This window comes from Rahnella sikkimica (genome assembly GCF_002951615.1).
Taxonomy (GTDB): domain Bacteria; phylum Pseudomonadota; class Gammaproteobacteria; order Enterobacterales; family Enterobacteriaceae; genus Rahnella; species Rahnella sikkimica.
In genome coordinates this window covers 1,097,847-1,113,744 of sequence record NZ_CP019062.1, presented here as the reverse complement: position 1 = coordinate 1,113,744, position 15,898 = coordinate 1,097,847, and the positions used below count along the sequence as shown (strand labels likewise).

Here is a 15,898-nt window from a genome sequence, read left to right as displayed (position 1 = left end):
CGCGATCTTACCTTTCGCAATTATAACAACGGTTTGGTTTGCTCCTCCCCCTGCGAAGGGGGAGGTTGGGAGGGGGTTTAGCAGGCCACTGAGCCGTTAAAACCAACACCCCATCCCGTCCTTCCCCTCATGAGAGGGGAAGGAGCAAATCAAAATCACCCGGCATCAATCTTCCGAATTACATAACCCCAGGTTCCGAACAGGCATCTTAAAAGATCACTTCGTAATTTTTACTTAAGGCAAATGGAAGGATGAGGTTAATTTATTTCGAGAATGATTATCATTTGTGAATGAATGATTGTGGGATTTATGTCTAAAATAGGCATCGCAGAAGTTCCCTGTCTTTCATTATCTGAGAATCCAGTGCCGGCTTTCGAGAAATATTACACTGAATTATATCGGTTTATTAACCGTAAGCTTCGTGACCGCGAGCATGCAGAAGACATGGCGCAGGAGACGTTTATCCGGGCTTTGTCTGTCACGCAGCCGGTCCGGTCGCACCGGAGTTTGCTGTATCGCATCGCGCGAAATCTGCTGGTCGATCATTATCGCCGCCCCGAACTTCCGCTGGATGAGGCGTCTGAAGAAACCGATGGCGCGCATTTTGCCGCACCGTCTTATCTGCAACCTTACGAACTCATTGAAGAAAATCAGTATAATGCGCTGATGACCCGCACCATCGAAGCCCTGCCGCCACGATGCCGGGAAGCTTTTATCCTGCATCGTTTTGACGGATTGTCGCAAAAGGATGTCGCGAGCCACATGGGAATATCCATCAATATGGTCGAGAAGCATATTATCCGCGCCATGATTGCCTGCCGGAACAGCAATGACGCCTGGCAGCAGGAACATCACGCCCCGAAAGCCGCCGGTCACGCAGAAAAGGATGCCCGCGATGAATAACATCTCTGATGCGCAGATGTCCGCCAGCGAACAGGCCGCGCGGTGGCTGAGCCGGCAACAGGCCGGTTTGTCAGCACGCGAACAGCGCGAGTTTACTGACTGGCTCTCGCAGGGCGAAAATGCCGGGGAATTTCAGGCGATGCAGGCCGTGTGGCAGCGGGTCGGAGATTTACCGCAGGAAAATATTGCCCGGTTGCGGGCTTCGCTGCCGGTGAAAAAACCGCAGGCGCGTCGGCCTTTCTGGTTTGCCGCCCCGGTTGCCGCGCTGCTTTGCGTGATGCTGATGTGGCCCGCGTGGCAGTGGTTTGCGCCGCCGGTAATGACCACCGCGTTCCATACCGGTCGCGGAGAATTAGAACAACTCACGTTGCCCGATGGCACGGTAGTCAGCCTGGATGCCGAAACGCAGTTGCAGGTTGCGTATTTTGAGCAACGCCGCGAAGTCACGCTGATCAAGGGTCAGGCCTATTTTCAGGTGCAGCATCTGGAAGATAAGCCGTTTATCGTTTTCAGCGGCCCTTCCCGCGTGACGGTTTTGGGGACTCATTTCAGCGTACGATACATTCCGAAATCGATGAGCGGTGATGGCACGGACGTTGCCGTAAGCCGCGGCGCGGTGCGTGTCGGGCCGCGATCCTGGCTGCAAAATATGCACTGGCGCGTGATGGCTACGCTGCGGCAGGATCCGCAAAACCGTCATCTGATGGTGCTTCGCGCTTCACAACGGGCGACCAGCGATGCCAGCGGCGCGCTGACGCGTCAGGCGTCTGTCGCGCCGGACAGCCTTGCCGACTGGCGGCAGTCGCGAATTAATTTTAATAACACCCCGCTCAGTCTGGCGCTGGCCGAATTCTCGCGTTACGGCGAAATGCCTTACCACGCAGCCTCGCCGGACGTCGCCGCGCTGCGCATCAGCGGCAGTTTTAACGTTCACCGCCCGGACAGTTTCATCCGCGCATTGCCAAAAGTGTTGCCGGTAAAAATCAGCACACAGACCGGTGAAACGCAAATATCACAACGCTGAACGTCACAAAAATTCCCCCCCGCTAAAAAAGTTTAAAAATTTTCAGGAGACGACGTCAGGGTTTTGGCGTCGGTCTCGTCTTCAGAAAGGATAATGATTCTTATTTGGTTTTTTTCTGGGGATAACTGCATGACCATTTCGACGTTTTATCAGGGTGCCCGTTTCAAAACTGGCCTGACCGCCATCGCGCTGGCGGTTTGCTCACCGCTCGCCGTTGCGGCGGCTACGCTCACCGTTTCACTTCCGGCTCAGCCGCTGATCGCCTCGCTGAATTCGCTGGCACAGCAGGCGGGCGTGCAGCTGATTGCCGCGCCCGAATCTGTGGCGCAAAAAACGGCACCGGCCTTGAAAGGAACGATGACGCTGGAAGCCGCGCTCGGCCGCGTGCTGCAAGGCTCCGGCCTGAGTTTCAGCATTGAAAATGACACGGTTGTCGTCGCCCCGCAGCCTGCTGCCGGTTCCGATACCATGACGGTGAACGGGCAATACGGCGCGTGGACCACCGTTCCTCATGAAAGCAATTCCGCCACCAAAACCGACACGCCGCTGCTTGAAGTGCCGCAGTCAGTTTCTGTGGTGACGCGCGAGCGTATGGATCGCCAGAACGTGCAAACCGTGACGGAAGCGCTGCGTTATGTGCCGGGCGTGAAAACCGAAACCTACGGTGTCGATCCCAAAGGTTATGACTGGATTTATATTCGCGGCTTCAATGCCCTGACTACCAACGATTACCGCGATGGCCTGCGTCAGCTCAACAACAGCTACAGCTATTTCCGCACCGAGCCGTACGCGCTCGAACGCATTGATATCGTGCGCGGGCCGTCATCCACCCTTTTCGGGCTGGGCGATGCGGGCGGGATTGTGAACCGCGTCAGCAAACTGCCGTCCGCGCAGGGCGTGCATGACGTTCAGGTTGAACTGGGCAATTTCAACCGCCGCCAGGCACAGTTTGATATGAGCGACAAAATTGACGATGACAGCCACTATCTGTACCGCGTCATTGGCCTCGCCCGCGACAGCGACACGCAATTTCAGTACAAAAACGGGCCGGACGTGGAAGACAACCGCCTGTATCTCGCGCCGTCATTTACCTGGCTGCCTGACGATCAGACCAGCCTGACCCTGCGCGCGGATTACCTGCGCGATACGTCCGGCGGCACTATTTCCGTGCTCACCAAACCGGGCGGCAACGTCACCGACACCCTGCTCGGCGATTACAACTACAACCATTTTCGTCAGGAACAGTTCACCGTGGGTTATGAACTGAGCCATCAGTTCAACGACATTTTCCAGGTGCGCCAGAACGTGCGTTACGGCCAGACAGACACCATTCTCAACAACCTGCTGCCGGGCAACGTCAATTTCACCACCGGCACCGTGTCGCGTAACGCCATCCGTTTTGATGAACACATGCGCGCGTTCAATATGGATAACCAGTTGCAGGCTGATTTCGCCACCGGTCCGGTGACGCACCGCCTGCTGACCGGGCTGGATTACAGCCGCCTCGACGGCAATGCCAAACGTTTTGGCGCAGCCGCTCCGGCGCTGGATATCTACAATCCGGTGTACGGGCTGGATATCGCGGATCCGACTTACGCGCTCAATGACAACGATCAGACCACCGCACAGCTCGGCGTTTACATGCAGGATCAGATTTCTCTGACGCCAAAATGGCTGCTGACGTTGGGCGGCCGTCATGATGACGTGAGTATGCGTACCGAAAATAACCTGACTGACACCACCAGCTGGGTGGACAAAGGCGCATGGACCGGGCGTGCCGGTCTGACCTATCTGGCCGAAAACGGACTTGCGCCGTACATCAGCTACGCCGAATCTTTTGTGCCAAACAGCGGCACCGACAGCAAGAACCGTACGTTTGATCCGAGCCAGGCGCACCAGTATGAAGTCGGCGTGAAATATCAGCCGGATCCCACGCTGCTGATGACGCTGGCGGCGTTCGATATCACCAAAAGTAACGTACTCACCAATGAGATCGTGAATAACGTGATCACCGGTTATCAGGTGGCGTCCGGCGAAGTACGTTCGCGCGGTATCGAAGCCGAAACCACGGTGAAGCTGACGGAGAATCTGGATGCGCTGGCGTCGTACACCTACACCGAAACGGAAATCACCAAGAGCAACAACGGCGATCGCGGCAAACAGCAGGCTAACGTGCCGAAACATATGGCATCGACCTGGCTGAACTACGGTTTCCATCAGGGGGTGCTCGACGGCCTGCTGCTCAGCACCGGCGTGCGTTATGTCGGCAGCATGTATGGCGATAACGCCAACACCATTCCGGTGAAGAACTTCGCGCTGGTGGATGCGGGTGCGAAATATCAGGTGAACCAGCATGTGACGGTCGGATTCAATATTCAGAACCTGTTTGATCACCACTATGTTGGCACCTGTGACGACGACACCAGCTGCTATCCGGGGCAGGAACGGACGTTTATCGGCTCGCTGAAATACAGCTTCTGATGTCCGTTTTTTTACTCAGTCGTCGTGACTGTCTGAAAGCGTTGCTGGCGCTGCCGTGGGTGAATGCCCCGGCGGCGCTGGCCGCTTCGTCCCAGTCCGTAACAACAAGCGAAGATCGTATTATCGCGATTAACTGGCTGGCGGCGGAAACCCTGCTGTCACTGGGCATTACGCCGCTGGCCGTTTCCGATGTGGGTTACTTCCGCCGCCGGATCGCCGAACCCGTTTTACCGGAAAATGTGCAGGATATCGGCCCGTACTGGGAACCAAATATCGAGCTTATCGCCGCCCTGAAACCCACCCTGATCCTCAGCGATATGATCGCGCCCGCCCTTCTCGACAGCCTGCAACGCATCGCGCCGGTGCAGGTCGTTTCGGTTTATCCCGCTGCGGGCGATCTCTGGCTGGCATTAGTCAGTTTCACTGCCGGTCTGGGCAAAACATTCTCCGCATCCGCGCAGGCGGCACAACTGACAGACCGCGCCACCCGCACTCTGCGTGACGGCCAGCAACGGCTCAGCCGCGTGGCCGGTCAGCGGATCCTGGTGGCGGTGCGCAGTCAGGACGGCAAATACGCCACGGTGTATGGCCGGAACAGCCTGCCGGACGCTATTCTCATCCGCCTCGGCCTGCGCAACGCCTGGACGCAGCCGGTTGGCGCGATGGGCACCGCAAACGTCAGCGTTGAAAAGCTGGCGTCATTGCCCGCTGACTGGCTGTTTTACACCGAATTACCGACGACGCTGACGCAGATTTCCCGCCTGCGCCAGCCGGACGGATTATGGCAACAGCTGCCGCTGGTCGCGGTCGGACGCGCACGGGAACTGACGCATTTCTTCCCGTTCGGCGGCCTGACGACGGCGACCGGTCTGGCGCAGCACATTACGACAGCGCTCACGGAGCCTGATTCTCATGCGTAAATTTTCCCCGTTGCCCTGGCTGATTATCCTGCCGCTGGCGCTGCTATGCGCCCTGCTGTTCGCCAGTAATCTCGGTCGCCTTCATGCCGGTAATCTGCCTTCCACGGCCAGCCTGTTTTTGCATTACAGTTTTCTGCCACGGCTGGCGACCGGCGCACTGGCCGGTATGGCGCTGGCGACCGCCGGTTTGCTTTTTCAGCAGGTTTTGCGCAATCCGCTGGCGGAACCGGCCACTTTGGGCATTGCCGCCGGTGCAAATCTGGCGATGTCGGCGGGCATTATCGTTTTCCCCGGTTTACTGGTTTTCGGCCTGACGAATCTGGCGCTGGCCGGTGCGGCGCTGACCGCGCTGGTGCTTTATCTGCTGATCGCCCGTCAGGGGCTGGATCCGCTGAAAATCATTCTGACCGGCATGGTCATCAGCCTGTATGGCAATTCCGTGAACACGCTGATGGTGTTGTTTAATCATGATTATCTGAGTGATTTATTCAGCTGGCAGGCCGGTTCGCTGAACCAGAACGGCTGGCCGGTCGCGCAGTTTTTACTGTTGCCGGTGCTGTGTCTGATGGCGGGAAGCACGCTGCTGGCAAGGCCGCTGATGCTGATCGGCCTGTCCGATCAGAGCGCCGGTGCGCTGGGCGTTTCGGTGGTGAAAATTCGCATCGCCACGCTCGCCGTTGCCGTGGCGCTCAGCGCGCTCATCACCAGTCAGGTCGGCATCATCAGTTTTATCGGGCTGGCCGCTCCGGCGCTGGTCCGTCTGGCGGGCGTCCGGCGCTTCACGCATCAGCTGATTTGTGTGCCGCTGGCCGGTGCCGGGCTGCTGACCGCCGTCGATCAGCTGGCGCAATTTCTCTCACCCGCAGGCGGGGATTTGCCGACCGGTGCGCTCGCCGGATTACTCAGCGCGCCGCTGATGCTGATGTTGCTGTTCCGCCAGCGCAATCCGTATATCGCCCCGCAAACCTTGAACATGCCGGTGTTACGCTCGCTGACGCGCCGCCGGATTGCCGTTCTGCTGCTGATGTTAGCGTGCGGCATCGCGCTTTCGCTGTTCGTCAACCGCACGCCCGACACCACGGCAGCAGCCGGTTCACTTCTGCAATGGCGCTGGCCTCGGATGCTCGGTGCGCTCAGCGCGGGCGCGATGCTGGCGGTAGCCGGTGTGCTGATCCAGCGCCAGAGCGGCAATCCGCTGGCAAGCCCGGAACTGCTGGGTATCAGCAGCGGCGCATCGCTGATGGTGGTGTTGCTGGTGATCCTGTTTAATCAGCCGCTGTCGCAGCTTTTCCCTGCCGCGCTGGCGGGCAGTTTGCTGGCAATTTTCACACTGTTTATGTTCGGCATGCGGTCGCATTTCCAGCCGCAATCGATGGTGATGGTCGGGCTGTGTCTGACCAACCTGAGTATGGCGCTGAGCATGTTGTTGCTGATGAGCGGCGACCCGCGCGCGATGATGCTGCTCAACTGGAGCACCGGATCGACCGCCGGAATCACGCCTGAACGCGCAATGTGGGGCGCGGGACAGGCGCTGATGCTGATACCGCTGGCGTTGTTATTGCAGCGCCGGATTACGTTGCTGAGCCTCGGACAGCAGACCACGCGGGCGCTCGGTGCCGGTGTGCGCCGCAGTAATATGCTGATTTTACTGCTCGCCGCCGCGCTGACTGCAGGCGGCACGCTGCTGATTGGCCCGCTGAGTTTCGTCGGCCTGATTGCGCCGCAGCTCGCCCGCTACAGCGGCGCGACCCGTTTTCGTGCGCAATGCCTGCTCGCCGCGCTGTATGGCGGATTGCTGATGGTGATCGCCGACTGGCTTGGCCGTAATATTGCCTGGCCGTGGCCGGTATCAGCCGGGATGCTCTGCGCATTGCTCGGGGGACCGTGGTTTTTGTGGGGTCTGGTGAGGCGGTAGGATCGCGGCGGGCGGTTTCGGCGCCAGCCGCTAAGCGATCACCGCACATGAAAAACCGAAATTTTCTCGGTCCCGATCCCGCCCTCACGGCAAGTGAACGTACCCCTTTGCATACGACGGTAACGATAACAACCACGTCTCGCGCTCAGCCTCCATCACTGCGCCGCGCGTCACGTCCTCATGATATCCACCCGAAGCCGGTTTACCCGCTGGCGGCAGGTTAAAGGTGGCGCGGCGGATCTGCTGTTCGTAACGTTTATCGCCGGTGCCGTTATCCGCCCACGAAAGCAGCGGCACTGGCCGCACGCGGATCTGGTCGATGGTTTTATACGGCCACGGCACGGCGGGATCGGTGTAGCGCGCCATAAAATCCAGCGAGGTCAAAAGCCCGCCGCCTTGCGGGGTTTGGTAATGCCAGAGATCGATGCCATTTTTCTGCGCCAGCACCGCCATCATGCTGATAGCCTGCAAATTGAAATAGCTGTAATGGAAAGAACGTGTGCGCGCCAGTTCAGCAGGCTGGGTGCCATCGGGTTTAAGCTGGATATCCAGCTTACTTTTCATCAGCGTCGCCATATCGCGGATCACCGCTTTATCACCGAGATACCACGCAATGCCGGAGACCTGCGTGACATACCAGTTGCCGTGATTATTCTGCGTGCGCCCTTCTTTTTCGGCGATTTTACTGCCCTGAAGCCAGGTCAGATAATCCTGCATCCAGACGCGGATTTGTTGTTCGTCATTGTCCGTCCAGGCTTTATTCCCGTGCAGCAAAACCAGAGAATCCACAATGCGCGTGGAGAAATATCTTCCGTCCAGCACACCGGCATTTCGTCCCGCAGAAATCCCCGGCACGCCCTGCGCGAAATTAAGATTCGGGTTCATGCGCGTTTCCGGCGTGATAAACCACGCACGCAGCAGGCTGGCGGCTTTATCGGCATACTTCTGCTCACCGGAGAAATACCAGGCCAGCGTCAGGTTTTGCACGCGCGCGGTGAAATCCGCCAGACGCACGCCGTCACTCTGATCGTTTTTGCTGGCCGGATTGACGTGCCCGTCTTTACGTATCCACGGCAAACCGTCTGCTTGGTTGTCATCCGGCCACCAGTAAGCACTCAGGCTAAGGTAATCGTGTTTCGAACCGGAGGGCGGCGTCATGCCTTTATCGGTCACACTGAGATTGGGTTTCTTCAGCGCGGAATCTGCCGCCGCCAGTAAATAATGATAGGCATCCGCCGTTTGCGGCGCCGCGGTGTTGTCATGCAACTGCTGGCGTATCACGTTTAACTGCGCGGTATTGAGGAAGGCGGGTTGTGTATTCGCCAGCACGGCGGAGGAAGCCAGCAATAACGCGATGGCAGTCGTCACTTTTCGAACATCAGAATTTCGGCACAGCAATAACGTCATGTTTTCTCCCGATACGGTGTTTTTTGCGCACTGAAGACAACGGGCAAACCTGAACGCAGATCCACATCTTTACCGTTAAATCAGCCCGCGCTGTTTTAGCGTAATTCGCGTCGCTTCATTTAAATCGTACCCCGGAAGATCTTCCTTGCGCACCCAGGCATATGTTTCAAATTCTTCATTAAGGGTAATCACCGTGTTTTTCGCCTGACAGGTGAAAATCAGGTAAATCATGTAGATTTCTTCTTTAGTGCCGTCCGCATACGTCTTCACGCGGATATCATCGCGGAACGTCCACGGCGTGATGTGCGTCAGTTCCAGCGCTTCGCCTAACTCTTCGCGCACTTCGCGCAGCAATGCCTGCTCAACGGTTTCTCCCGGTTCCATTCCTCCGCCAGAAAGCGCCCACTGGCCGGGAAAAACGCCGCGGCCTGAGGCCATTTTACACAGCAGGTACGTTCCCTCATGTTCAATCAACGGACAAACGATGGTTCTTTGACGCATGATGACTTTCCTTGTTTTGAGACTTTGTTTTGAAAAAAATGTGCGCGGTAAAAAATACCATAATCTGTGGGGTGCTGTGGCGGATGTCGGGAAGAGTTGAGAGATGCTGCGCAAAAAAGCCGCAGGAGCGGCTATCCTCTGTCAGAACAGACCTTGTCTGTCAGGCGACATTTTGAAGACAAAGTTTTTCTGCATGTTTTTATAGGGTTTATTCCGCTCGAAACGCCAGTAACTGACCGCAGTTATCACTGAATCATCAAAGAGATGCTGAGGATCCGATTGCAGAATGCGCATCTGGCTGACTTTGCCCTCCGCATCCACATCAAACTCTGTCACCACCTTGCCTTCGATTTTATTATGCATGGCATAATAGGGATAAGCGGGTGTTGCAGAGCGGATTAAACGGGGTTTTTCAGCCCCCTGATTCGTCGTGCAGGCACTGAGAGCAAAGGCAAATACGCCACAAAGAAGAAGACGCCAGAACATAACCACCCCACGTTAATGATAATTATTATCATAATAAGGTAATCCTGATATCGCTACCAGTACGTTTCTCCACGGTTCACATAAAAAAACCTGCCATATCAGCAGGTTTTTAGAAAGAAAATGAAACACCGAGTTATTTAGGTAACTCTGTTACCTGCTTCACGTCAGATTTGTTGATCTGCTGTTTCACACCATTGGCATCAGTAAATTCAAGCAATCCGGTCGGCGCTTCTTTTGGTTTACCGTCGCTGATAATGGTTCTTGCGTCATTGGTCTGAATGGCATAACTCGTGCGTGTGCAGCCCGTTAAGGCGGCAACACTGATTAATGCGGCTAAAGGCAAAAGCAAAGTCCTGTTCATCTTTATCTCCTGTATACCGGTTTTTGAGCAACTCAGTTATCCAGTTCGCTCATGTTTTTAACCTGATCGCGGTTAATCTGCTCAGTCTTTCCTGTCTCAGCATTTTTGTACGATACCAGCCCGGTATCGCTGTCAACCTGAGGCTTCCCGTCCGTGACAATGGTTTTTCCGTCCGTGGTTTTAATGGCCTGATTCGACGCACACCCGGCGACGAATAAAATAGAGACCGCAGCCAGCGACGCGGCAATAATTTTGTTGTTCTTCATATTTTCCCTCTTAAATAACTGAACAATTAACACCCTAAGCGTAGCGACGATCCCAAGGTATTCATTGAGAAACATCTGTATTTGATGCAAAGCCGGGTTGCTGAGCGCGTTTTCAGGGCATAAAAAAGCCGATTTTCACTAAAATCCAACTGACAGGACGCAGCAAAATCCGTACCCTACTGCGCATAGACACTGGCGGCCTGCGCGCCGCGATTTTTGCGAAAGAGAATTTTGTGACCAATCCAATTCAGAAAGAAAAATACAACATCGATAAGCTGCAAAAGCGCCTGCGTCGTGAAGTGGGTAAAGCGATCGGTGACTTCGGTATGATCGAAGAAGGCGACCGCATTATGGTTTGCCTGTCCGGTGGTAAAGACAGCTACACCATGCTGGAAATCCTGGGCAATTTACAAAAAAGCGCACCGGTGAATTTTTCACTGATTGCGGTCAATCTTGACCAGAAACAACCGGGCTTCCCGGCGCATATCCTGCCGGAATATCTGGAAAAGCTGGGCGTGGAATACAAGATTGTCACCGAAGACACGTATGCCATCGTGAAAGACAAAATCCCGGAAGGTAAAACCACCTGCTCTCTGTGTTCACGTCTGCGTCGCGGGATTTTGTACCGCACCGCGACTGAGCTGGGTTGTACCAAAATCGCCCTCGGCCATCATCGCGACGACATTCTGCAAACGCTGTTCCTCAATATGTTTTATGGCGGCAAACTGAAAGGTATGCCACCAAAACTGATGAGCGACGACGGTAAACACATCGTGATCCGCCCTCTGGCGTATTGCCGTGAGAAAGATATTGAGCGTTTTGCAATAGCGCGCGAATACCCGATTATCCCGTGCAACCTGTGCGGTTCGCAGCCAAACCTGCAACGTCAGGTGATCGGCGACATGCTCAACGACTGGGATAAAAAATACCCTGGCCGTATCGAAACCATGTTCAGCGCAATGCAAAACGTGGTGCCTTCACATCTTAACGACATGAATCTTTTTGATTTTAAAGGGATTAAACATGGCAGCGAAGTGGTGGATGGCGGTGATCTGGCGTTTGACCGTGAAGATATCCCGATGCAGCCTGTGGGCTGGCAGCCGGAAGACGACGAAACGGCGACGCCGGTTGAACGTCTGAACGTGCTGGAAATTAAGTAAGATTTCGTCTGGTCGTTGCTGATTTGAAGAGCCCGCGCTGATGCGGGCTTTTTGCTTTTCAGGCCAGCGTGAGCGTTTCAGTCCAGTTGTAGTTGGTCATTACCAGTTTCACCGGCAGGCTGAGCGACCCGAAGCTTTTATGCTGATTATCCCGAAACCAGACGCGCAGCGGTTCCGGTAAGTATTGTGCGCTGTAACGCAGCAGTGTGCTGTGCCAGAACACCTGCGGGATTTCAGTCCGAGGAAACCGCTCTCTGATTTTTTCTGCCCACGGCGTTTTCATCAAATCATTCACCAGCAACTGCCTCACGCGCTGGCTTTGTTCATCAGGAAATCCGGCCAGCAGTAACTGATCCGGCAACGCAATCAGCCGCAAATCCTGAATGTGCATGATATGCCCGTCACAATGCTTTCTGAAAATCCCGGTTAATTCCGCCATCCCTTCTGCATCTTCCGGTTTGTCATACAGCGCCTGCGTCATGCAAAAAAAGGTGAAATGCATCCCGGTTGGCGGTGCGACGTCGGCCAGCGGATCGCCCTTCGCGGCGGTTTCCAGTGCCGATAACAGCCCTGCCATTGTTGGCCCGGCGCGGTTACCGCTGGTGATCGCCAGACGGGTGGGATGATAGAAAGGTTCCGTGCGGATAACGCCCGTATCCGGGTGCGCATTCCATTCATCCAGCGTTCTTCGGGTCGCATCGTCATACGCTTTTTGAATCATTGCTGCTGCATGCAAGACAAACTCCTGAGTATTCAAAGAATGGGATCATACGGGCAAAAGTGCCTTCGGATGCACCTTGCAGGGCATAAACCTCAAAAAAGATTGAGCGAAATCAACATTAGAACCGTTGATTGAGTGCAGTATCTATTTCGCAGGTGAATGCAACGTCAAGCGATGGGCGTTGTGCTCCATATTGTCTTATTTCCAAATTTTTAGAATTAATGCATAGCACAATTTAATTCGAACGACGCCGGTCTTATGACCGGCTTTTTTTTGCTTTTTTTCAGTCAGTTAACGCATTACAGCCAGCGACTTTTCTTGAGCCACCACGCGACCACAACCCCCAGCAGCATCAGAAATCCGCAGAAAACACCAAAACCCAGAGGCGACGTATTGCCGGGGATCCCACCGAGGTTCACGCCAAAGAGGCCGGTCAGGAAGGTCGTTGGCAGGAAAATCATCGCCAGCATCGACATGGTATAGGTACGGCGGTTCAGGGAATCGGCCATCAGCGAGCTGATTTCATCGGAGAGCACCGCAGTCCGCGCAATGCTGCCATCCAGATCGTCGAGCCCGCGCCCGAGACGATCGGAGATTTCCTGCATCAGGCGGCGGTCGTCGTCGTTCATCCACGGCAAACGTTCGCTGGCCAGACGCGAGAAGACATCACGCTGCGGCGCCATATAACGGCGCAGGACGATCAGCTGTTTGCGCAGCAACGCCATCTGGCCGCGCTCCGGCACCTGTTGTTCCATCAGATCATCTTCGATATCAATGATTTTGTCGTGCAGGTCTTCGATGAAATCGCTGGTGTGATCGGTCAGCGCATCGCAGGTTTCCACCAGCCATCTGCCGGTATTTTTAGGCCCGCTGCCGCTTTGCATATCGCTGATCATCTCTTCCATCGAAGACACTTTGCGGTGACGGGTCGAGACGATAATTTTATCGGTAAGATAAACGCGAACGGTGACCAGTTGATCGGGCCTCGAATCCGCATTCAGATTGATGCTGCGCAGGGTGATTAATGTCCCCTCGCCGACGCGCACCACTTTTGGCCGCACGCTGTCACCGGCCAGCGCTTCACGCACGGTGTCGGGCAGCACTGGCGTATTACTGATCCACCTTTCGCTTTCAGGTCGTGTGTAATCCAGATGCAGCCAGCACGGCTTTTCATCGCTCGCCACGCATTGCGGGCTGATTGCGTTCACACCGCCCTCACCGTTCATCTGTAAAGCGTAAACGGCGTCAGCAACCTGTAGTTCTTTTCCCTTTATCACTTCCACGATGTTCCTCGCTTTTTCTGCGTTATCTTTTCTAAGTTTAGCGTTAAGTGCTTGAAGTTCCAAAACACAACTCAGGTGAAAACCCTTCACCACAATATCCTGAAGCGATCATGCCATGAGTGGGCGTGAAAAATGTAAACAGCGCCCGTTATACTGTTTCACGATTTTCCAGAGTATTTCTGGCTGCCCGGAGCCTGCATTTCGGCCAAATCCGGCATAACGCTGCGCATCACGGCCAGAAATTTGCGCAGACGCGCCGGATAGTAGCTGGAATACGGATACACCAGATAAACAGGCAACGGCAGCGCGTTCCAGCCGGGTAAGACGCGTTGCAAATGCCCTTGCGCGAGATCTTCTTGTACCACCCATGCTGACACAATGCCTGCGCCCAGCCCGGAAAGCACGGCCTTGCGCACGGCGTATAAGCTGTCTGTCGCCAGGCGCGGCGCAATCGTGCAACTTTCCATTCTGCCGTCGGCATCGTGGCGCAACGTCACGTCGTTGCGGTAAAAAGTGCTGAGCGCGACCCACGGCAAATTTGCCAGTTCACTGACCTGTGTCACCGGATATTGTTGCAGTAGTTCAGGTGTGGCGATCACGATACGCGGTACTTCTGCGAGTAGCACCGCCACCATCGACGGATCCGCGACATTTCCGACCTGAATCGCACAGTCGATATCTTCAGAGAGAAAATCCGGCGTGCGGTCATTAAGCATCCAGTCCACCGTCAGGTTCGGATATTGCTGCAAATAGCGCGTCAGCGGCCCGATCAGCTGATCCTGCCCGAATGCATGGGGCGCACGCACGCGCAGAATGCCCACCGGTTCATCCCCCGCGCCGTGCAACTGATCTTCCAGCGACGCCCAGCGTTCGAGCAATAATTTGGCCTGCGCATAACAGCGTTCGCCGTCGTCGGTCAGTTTCATGGCGTGCGTGGTGCGGAGGATCAGTCGCGCACCCAGCATTTTCTCCAGCGACTGCAAACGGCGGCTGACCGTGGGCTGGCTGGTGTTGAGCTGGGCGGCGGCGGCAGAAAGACTGCCGCTTTCAACAATACGGACAAAGGTCTGCATTAAGTCGATACGGTCGATACCGCTGGTGAGTGGTGTATTCATACGCCTCGCGTATAACAGTTTTACCTTTGTGCAGGCTACCACTTATAACCGTTCGGGTGAAGAATGCGTGCCATGACCTCCGAACAACGCACGTCTTCATCAGGAAAATATCATGTCCGACATGACCCAAACCTCTGCAACAACGGCTGAACCGGCGCTTTCCGGCAAAATTATTTTTACCCTGGCCGCCGGTGCCGGTCTGAGCGTGGCATCGATTTACTACAGCCAGCCGATGCTCGGCATTATGGGCGGAAACTTGCAAGCCAGCACCACGTCGGTCGGGCTGATCCCGACGCTGACGCAGGCCGGTTATGCGCTGGGCATTCTGTTTTTAATTCCGCTCGGCGACCGTCATGACCGCCGGACGATTATTCTGCTCAAGAGTATTTTGCTGGCCGTTGCGCTGCTGCTGTGTGGTTTTGTGCCGGGCATTCATGGCTTACTGGTCGCCAGCCTGATCACCGGCATAGGTGCAACGATGGCACAGGATATCGTGCCCGCTTCCGCGCATCTGGCTCCGGCGGCGCAGCGCGGGAAAACGGTCGGAACGGTGATGACCGGTTTGCTGGTCGGGATTTTGCTTTCCCGCGTGGTCAGCGGCTTTGTAGCGGAATATTTTGGCTGGCGGGTAATGTATCAGCTGGCGGCAGTGAGCGTGGCGCTGATTGGTTTTGCGCTGTGGCGGGTTCTGCCACGGTTTACGCCGGATACCCGCATCAGCTATGCCCGCCTGCTGCACTCTATGTTCGGTTTGTGGAAGCACTATAAAACGCTGCGTCACGCGGCGCTGGCTCAGGGTTTGCTGTCGGTTGCGTTCAGCGCTTTCTGGTCAACGCTGGCGATTATGCTTAACGATACGTTCCATCTGGGTAGCGCGGTGGCGGGGGCTTTCGGGCTGGCCGGTGCGGCCGGTGCTTTGGCGGCTCCGCTGGCAGGCGCATTAGCCGATAAAAAAGGCCCGGCGCGGGTGACACAAATGGGCTCAGCGCTGGTGATGGTGTCGTTCGCCGCCATGTTCCTGCTGCCGCTGTTATCGCCCCATGCGCAACTTGCGCTGATTGTGGCGAGTGCCATCGGTTTTGACTTAGGCATTCAGGCCACGCTGGTTGCCCATCAGACGCTGGTTTACGGCCTTGAACCGGCGGCGCGCGGCAGGCTGAACGCCCTGCTGTTTACCGTGGTATTTATCGGGATGTCCGCCGGTGCCGCGCTGGGCAGTAAAGCGCTGGAAACCGGTGGCTGGACGGGTGTGGTTCTGCTGGCTACCGTTGCCGCCGCCGCCGCCCTGCTGGTCCGTTTGTTCAGCCGTAAAAGCTGACCGTAAGCTAAAAACAAAAAGCGCCGTGACTGGCGCT

Annotated in this window: 15 protein-coding genes; 7 read left to right on the top strand and 8 right to left on the bottom strand. The window is 55.8% G+C overall.

Features of this window, described 5'->3' with window-relative positions:
• Positions 1-309 precede the first annotated feature (309 nt).
• The 5 genes from BV494_RS05145 to fhuB all read left to right on the top strand — a co-directional run bounded on the left by BV494_RS05145 (position 310) and on the right by fhuB (position 7,243).
• Positions 310-903: an RNA polymerase sigma factor gene (locus tag BV494_RS05145; RefSeq protein ID WP_226790033.1), complete on the top strand. Its 594-nt coding sequence runs from the start codon at positions 310-312 to the stop codon at positions 901-903.
• Positions 896-1,927 carry a FecR family protein gene (locus tag BV494_RS05140; RefSeq protein ID WP_104921875.1) on the top strand — a complete coding sequence of 344 codons (1,032 nt, stop codon included), beginning with the start codon at positions 896-898 and terminating at the stop codon, positions 1,925-1,927. Before BV494_RS05145 ends, BV494_RS05140 begins: the two co-directional genes overlap by 8 nt.
• Positions 1,928-2,056: 129 nt before the next feature.
• Positions 2,057-4,408 carry a TonB-dependent siderophore receptor gene (locus tag BV494_RS05135; RefSeq protein ID WP_104924709.1) on the top strand — a complete coding sequence of 784 codons (2,352 nt, stop codon included), beginning with the start codon at positions 2,057-2,059 and terminating at the stop codon, positions 4,406-4,408.
• Positions 4,408-5,328, top strand: a complete 921-nt coding sequence (locus BV494_RS05130) for an ABC transporter substrate-binding protein (protein WP_104921874.1) — start codon at positions 4,408-4,410, stop codon at positions 5,326-5,328. Before BV494_RS05135 ends, BV494_RS05130 begins: the two co-directional genes overlap by 1 nt.
• A complete protein-coding gene (gene fhuB, locus BV494_RS05125) occupies positions 5,321-7,243 on the top strand; it encodes a Fe(3+)-hydroxamate ABC transporter permease FhuB (RefSeq protein WP_104921873.1) in 1,923 nt (640 codons plus the stop codon). The genes BV494_RS05130 and fhuB overlap by 8 nt, the downstream gene beginning before the upstream one ends.
• 84 nt (positions 7,244-7,327) lie before the next feature.
• Here the strand turns inward: fhuB and BV494_RS05120 are convergent, their stop codons facing one another.
• The 5 genes from BV494_RS05120 to BV494_RS05100 all read right to left on the bottom strand — a co-directional run bounded on the left by BV494_RS05120 (position 7,328) and on the right by BV494_RS05100 (position 10,264).
• Positions 7,328-8,650, bottom strand: coding sequence for an alginate lyase family protein (locus tag BV494_RS05120; protein ID WP_104921872.1), 1,323 nt, complete (start codon positions 8,648-8,650; stop codon positions 7,328-7,330).
• Positions 8,651-8,725: 75 nt separating this feature from the next.
• Positions 8,726-9,151 carry a nucleoside triphosphatase NudI gene (nudI, locus tag BV494_RS05115; protein ID WP_104921871.1) on the bottom strand — a complete coding sequence of 142 codons (426 nt, stop codon included), beginning with the start codon at positions 9,149-9,151 and terminating at the stop codon, positions 8,726-8,728.
• 141 nt (positions 9,152-9,292) lie between these two features.
• Positions 9,293-9,637, bottom strand: a complete 345-nt coding sequence (locus tag BV494_RS05110) for a TonB family protein (RefSeq protein WP_104921870.1) — start codon at positions 9,635-9,637, stop codon at positions 9,293-9,295.
• 133 nt (positions 9,638-9,770) lie between these two features.
• Positions 9,771-9,998 carry a YgdI/YgdR family lipoprotein gene (locus tag BV494_RS05105; protein ID WP_104921869.1) on the bottom strand — a complete coding sequence of 76 codons (228 nt, stop codon included), beginning with the start codon at positions 9,996-9,998 and terminating at the stop codon, positions 9,771-9,773.
• A 32-nt stretch (positions 9,999-10,030) separates the two neighbouring features.
• The gene (locus BV494_RS05100) at positions 10,031-10,264 is read right to left on the bottom strand and encodes a YgdI/YgdR family lipoprotein (protein ID WP_104921868.1); all 234 of its coding nucleotides are present in this window, start codon (positions 10,262-10,264) and stop codon (positions 10,031-10,033) included.
• 233 nt (positions 10,265-10,497) lie between these two features.
• Between BV494_RS05100 and ttcA the strand changes: the two genes are divergently transcribed.
• On the top strand, positions 10,498-11,424 hold the full coding sequence (gene ttcA / locus BV494_RS05095; protein WP_192938078.1) for a tRNA 2-thiocytidine(32) synthetase TtcA: 927 nt from the start codon (positions 10,498-10,500) through the stop codon (positions 11,422-11,424).
• A 58-nt stretch (positions 11,425-11,482) separates the two neighbouring features.
• On the opposite strand, the gene BV494_RS05090 is transcribed toward ttcA, so the two are convergent.
• From BV494_RS05090 to BV494_RS05080, 3 genes are all read right to left on the bottom strand, one after another.
• Complete coding sequence (locus BV494_RS05090; RefSeq protein ID WP_104921866.1) at positions 11,483-12,160, bottom strand: hypothetical protein; 678 nt, start codon at positions 12,158-12,160, stop codon at positions 11,483-11,485.
• A 284-nt stretch (positions 12,161-12,444) separates the two neighbouring features.
• Positions 12,445-13,428, bottom strand: a complete 984-nt coding sequence (gene zntB, locus BV494_RS05085) for a zinc transporter ZntB (protein ID WP_104921865.1) — start codon at positions 13,426-13,428, stop codon at positions 12,445-12,447.
• 158 nt (positions 13,429-13,586) lie between these two features.
• A complete protein-coding gene (locus BV494_RS05080) occupies positions 13,587-14,543 on the bottom strand; it encodes a LysR family transcriptional regulator (RefSeq protein WP_104921864.1) in 957 nt (318 codons plus the stop codon).
• A 112-nt stretch (positions 14,544-14,655) separates the two neighbouring features.
• On the opposite strand from BV494_RS05080, the gene BV494_RS05075 reads away from it, so the two are divergent.
• Complete coding sequence (locus BV494_RS05075; RefSeq protein ID WP_104921863.1) at positions 14,656-15,861, top strand: MFS transporter; 1,206 nt, start codon at positions 14,656-14,658, stop codon at positions 15,859-15,861.
• Positions 15,862-15,898: the final 37 nt, after the last annotated feature.

Bases quoted from the DNA above. Each gene is read 5' to 3' on its own strand.
- BV494_RS05145 (WP_226790033.1), top strand. From the start codon at position 310: ATGTCTAAAATAGGCATCGCAGAAGTTCCCTGTCTTTCATTATCTGAG.
- BV494_RS05140 (WP_104921875.1), top strand. From the start codon at position 896: ATGAATAACATCTCTGATGCGCAGATGTCCGCCAGCGAACAGGCCGCG.
- BV494_RS05135 (WP_104924709.1), top strand. From the start codon at position 2,057: ATGACCATTTCGACGTTTTATCAGGGTGCCCGTTTCAAAACTGGCCTG.
- BV494_RS05130 (WP_104921874.1), top strand. From the start codon at position 4,408: ATGTCCGTTTTTTTACTCAGTCGTCGTGACTGTCTGAAAGCGTTGCTG.
- fhuB (WP_104921873.1), top strand. From the start codon at position 5,321: ATGCGTAAATTTTCCCCGTTGCCCTGGCTGATTATCCTGCCGCTGGCG.
- BV494_RS05120 (WP_104921872.1), bottom strand. From the start codon at position 8,650: ATGACGTTATTGCTGTGCCGAAATTCTGATGTTCGAAAAGTGACGACT.
- nudI (WP_104921871.1), bottom strand. From the start codon at position 9,151: ATGCGTCAAAGAACCATCGTTTGTCCGTTGATTGAACATGAGGGAACG.
- BV494_RS05110 (WP_104921870.1), bottom strand. From the start codon at position 9,637: ATGTTCTGGCGTCTTCTTCTTTGTGGCGTATTTGCCTTTGCTCTCAGT.
- BV494_RS05105 (WP_104921869.1), bottom strand. From the start codon at position 9,998: ATGAACAGGACTTTGCTTTTGCCTTTAGCCGCATTAATCAGTGTTGCC.
- BV494_RS05100 (WP_104921868.1), bottom strand. From the start codon at position 10,264: ATGAAGAACAACAAAATTATTGCCGCGTCGCTGGCTGCGGTCTCTATT.
- BV494_RS05080 (WP_104921864.1), bottom strand. From the start codon at position 14,543: ATGAATACACCACTCACCAGCGGTATCGACCGTATCGACTTAATGCAG.
- BV494_RS05075 (WP_104921863.1), top strand. From the start codon at position 14,656: ATGTCCGACATGACCCAAACCTCTGCAACAACGGCTGAACCGGCGCTT.